General features: G+C 70.8%; 2 protein-coding genes. Both read right to left on the bottom strand.

Annotated features, from left to right (window positions below):
- Nucleotides 1-140, bottom strand: a 140-nt coding sequence (locus VIU94_RS11680; RefSeq protein ID WP_331910410.1) for a trypco2 family protein, incomplete at its 3' end; no start/stop codon positions are given.
- On the bottom strand, nt 137-3,253 hold the full coding sequence (locus VIU94_RS11675; RefSeq protein WP_331910408.1) for an NACHT domain-containing protein: 3,117 nt from the start codon (nt 3,251-3,253) through the stop codon (nt 137-139). The genes VIU94_RS11680 and VIU94_RS11675, both read right to left, overlap by 4 nt.
- Between the last annotated feature and the right edge of the window lie 425 nt (nt 3,254-3,678).

Here is a 3,678-nt window from a genome sequence, read left to right as displayed (position 1 = left end):
TCCTTGCGCAGCTCGATCGTGAACTCCATCTCGATGTCGCCCACTTCGAAGGCGACGGGCCGCCCGGTGGCGCGCGAGGCGGCCTCGACGAGCTGGTCGCGTACGGACTCGATGGCGTCGGCGAGTTCGATGTCGGTCATGCTCGTGATCCTTGGGTGACGATCTGGACGGTGGGCGGGAGGTGTTCGGCGCCCGTGGCGTCGAGGGTGGTGACGATGCGCACCAGCTCGGGCAGGGGAGCCAGGGGCGAGAGGTCGACGGTCGCGTTGACCCCGAAGCAGGTCAGCTCGCGAAGGCCCTGGAAGACGCGGGCGATTTGGTCGAGAGGAAGGACGTACCCGGAGGCGATCACTTCCAGCTGACGGATGCTCGGCAGCCGGAGCCCGTCAGGAAGGCTGTGCATGGCGGGCTCGACGAGGGCGAGGGATTCGAGGCTCTCGAGATCGGCCAGGGCACGCCAGTCCGCTTCGGTCAGATCCTGGATCTGCACGAGGTGAAGACCGGCGAGACGACGGAGCCGGGGCAGTGCCTCGAACCCGCCGGGCGGGCGGTGGAACAGGGTGAGGTCGGTCAGCTCGTTCTCGGCGGGGAAGACGTCCAGGGACCAACTGCCCCGTTCCTGCGCCTGCAGGAACGACACAGAGCCGAGCTGCTCGCGCAGCGCCGTCATTCCGTGCTCGGAGACGCCGGAACGGATGTCGAGGACCTCGGGGAGGACCCGCAGCCGGGCCAGTTCACGCGCCTGCTCGTCGGACTGGACGGTGAAGTGGAGGTGCCGCGGGTCGAGCCGGGCGATGATCTCCTTGGCGTACGGGACCGTCTCGAACCTCGACCACCCCCACATCAACTGGGAGCGAACCCCCAGGCTGGGATGGTCGGCGAACCGGCCGAGGTAGGCCAGCGCCGCGTCACCGGGCAGGTGGGTGGCGGTGATCACCGACCCCATCGCGGCCGCGGTGTCGAGGCCCTCCGGCCCCGGCAGCAGGTCCAGTACCGCCGTCCCGACCGACGCCAGCACTCGCGCCTCCTCCGCGCTGCGCGGCGGGATCGCCTCGGCCGTCCGCGCCAGGATCCGCTCCCGGATCTCCGGGGCGACCTCGATCGCGTGGTCGAGTGCCGTCGCCGCAACGACCACGATGCGGAGCTGCGTACGGCGGTCCTCCGCCGCGTCCGCCGCCTTCAGCAGCTCCCCGAAGATCTCCGCGCACTCGCGCGGGCGCGCGTGGGCGACCGCCATGCGGATGACGTCCTCCCACTGGTCGTCGCCGGCGTGGCCGACGAGGACGCCGATGTCCCACTGGTCGACCAGCGCCTTCGCGGCCAGGTAGTCCTGGAACGTGCGGTGGACGAAGTCGACCGTGTCCGGGGTGGGTTCGCGGAGCAGTCCGCTGCGGTGCAGGAGGAGGGTGAAGACCGCGCCGGGGTCGCCGTGCGCCGCCGCCTCGGGGATCGCGGGGACGGCGGACCGTACGACGGACTCCGCGTGGGAACGGTCCATCTGTGTCCGGCCGTTCAGCGTGAGCCAGTACGCGAGGCGCTGGATCAGCTGGATCTGCGCGGCCTCGCCGAGCTCGATCCCGTACGGCGTCCCCATGTCCCGCTCGCGGTCGCGGCGCAGGAGCAGCATCGACAGCGCGGCCTCGTACAGCGCCTTGCGGCCGTGCGGCAGGAAACCGCGGCGGTCGCGGTGCAGGGCGCAGATCAGGCCGCACATGAGGGGGTTGGTGGCGAGCGCCGCGACGTCGGGGGTGGTGCGGAGGGCGTCGAGGAGGGGCCGCTCGTACGGCTGCGCCTCTGGCCCGGCCGCTCGGTGCCAGCGCTGCACGAAGGTGGCGACCTCGGCGGTCGACATGGGGGAGAGGGTGAGTTCGGCGAAGCCGTCCTCGGCGAGCCAGTCGTCGCGTACGGCGGTGGGGCGCGAGGTGACCAGCCAGCGGTTGTCGGCGTCGTAGGTGTCGAGGAGGTCCCGCAGCCAGCGGCGGGCCCGGTCGCGCTCGGCCTCGGGGATCTCGTCTATCCCGTCGACGAGGATCAGTCCGCGTCCGGCCGTGAGCACCCGGTCCGCCCAGCCCTCGGGCGGGGAGAGCGGACACCCGACGGCCTCCAGGAACCGGTCGGGCACCGGCAGCCGCTCGCCGTGCCGGGTGAGGGTCCGGAGCGGGAGGACGAAGGGGATGCGGTCCCGCAGGTACGCCATGTCGTCGGGCAGGTCCTCCCGCGCGGCGGAGACGGCCAGCCACTGCACGAGCGTGGTCTTCCCGGACCCGGCGAGGCCACGGAGGAGGACCTTGTCGTGGCGGGCGAGGGCGAGGTCGGCGCGGGTGGGGTACTCGGCAATCATCTTGAGCGCTGCACGTTTGGCGGCCGCGAAGAACGGTTCGGGGTCTTCCGCAAAGGCCGGCAGGCGATGGGCCTCAGCATCGTCAGGTTCGACACCGGCAACCGTTGCCTCACCGCTTGCGCCCTGAGCGGCGTCGAGTACGGCTTGTACGACGGCCTGCGCGGTGCCTGGCGGGGCCACAATGCTGTCCCCCCTGACTCTCCCCGTCGCCTCCAGCGACAGATATGCCACGTCCAGAGGCCACCGCTCCCGCGAGTTGTGCAGGTCGATGCCGTAGATCGTCAGGTTGCCGTGCTTCTTCGCCAGGTGCGCCAGGTACCGGCGCTCGAACTCCACGTCCCGGCCGTCCGGCCTCGGAACCCGGCGGATCAGCTCGTCGACCTTGGCGTTCACCTCGTTCTGGCCACGCGACTGCTCCACCAGCGTGCGGGCCACGAACGTGGAGCGCTGGGTGAAGAAGTCCAGGATGTGCCGGCAGGCCCACTCCGTGAGCGTGTCCAGGACGTACGTCGAGTCCGTCGACAGACCGGCCGGGGCGGGCCCCGCCGCCTCCTTCAGGCGTCGCGCGAGCTCCCGGTGGCCCAGCCGGACCGCCTGGACGTCGTCCATGTCGAGGTCGCCCAGGGCGACGAGCCTCCGCGCCAGCGCGTCCGTCACCGCCTCCGTCTCGTCCGCCGGGAACGGGGGCTCGCCGGAGCCGGAGACGGCCCCGCGGACCAGCGCGTCGGCGAGCCTGCGGACGTCCGCCTCCGTCAGCGTGCGTTTCTCGCCGCGGAAGGAGACGAGGCGGGAGAGACGTACCGGGGTCTTGCCGGCGAGGCCGGCCCCCGGCGCGTCCTGGACCAGGAGTTTCTTGAGCAGCGGGCCGATCGCCGCCGAGGCCAGTCGGGTGCCGATGAGTGCTGGATCCACGTGTCCCCCCGGAGCGTGCGGCGCGAATGATCAGCGTAGCGCCGGACGGGTTCCGGACCCTCCCGGTTGCGTGACCCAGGTCGCAATGAGAGGGGTGCGCCGGTGACATGGCGCACAGGCCTTTTCGGGGGTACTAGCCGGAATAGTGGTGCTCTTTCGTCCTTGATCGGGAGGTTTGGGGCGATCCGGGCGGGACTTTGGTCCCGAGGGGGCCCGGACCGGGGCTCGACCGGCATTCCGGTCGGATCCGACCGGTCCCCACATGGGGTTAAACAGATTCTTTCGACGTGGTTTGTCCGTTTTTGAAGTGCCTGGACGGAGGTGTCAAGGCCCGATCCGCGAGGGAGATCGCTACGACCCTATGTCGTAGATGGGGTGTTTTGGCCTGGGCTGGGGTGCGGGTTACCAAGGAACAGCCAGCCCGA

Source organism: Streptomyces sp., assembly GCF_036566765.1.
GTDB lineage: Bacteria > Actinomycetota > Actinomycetes > Streptomycetales > Streptomycetaceae > Streptomyces.
The sequence above is the reverse complement of the archived record's forward strand: the minus strand, read 5'-3'. Positions and strand labels throughout refer to the sequence as shown.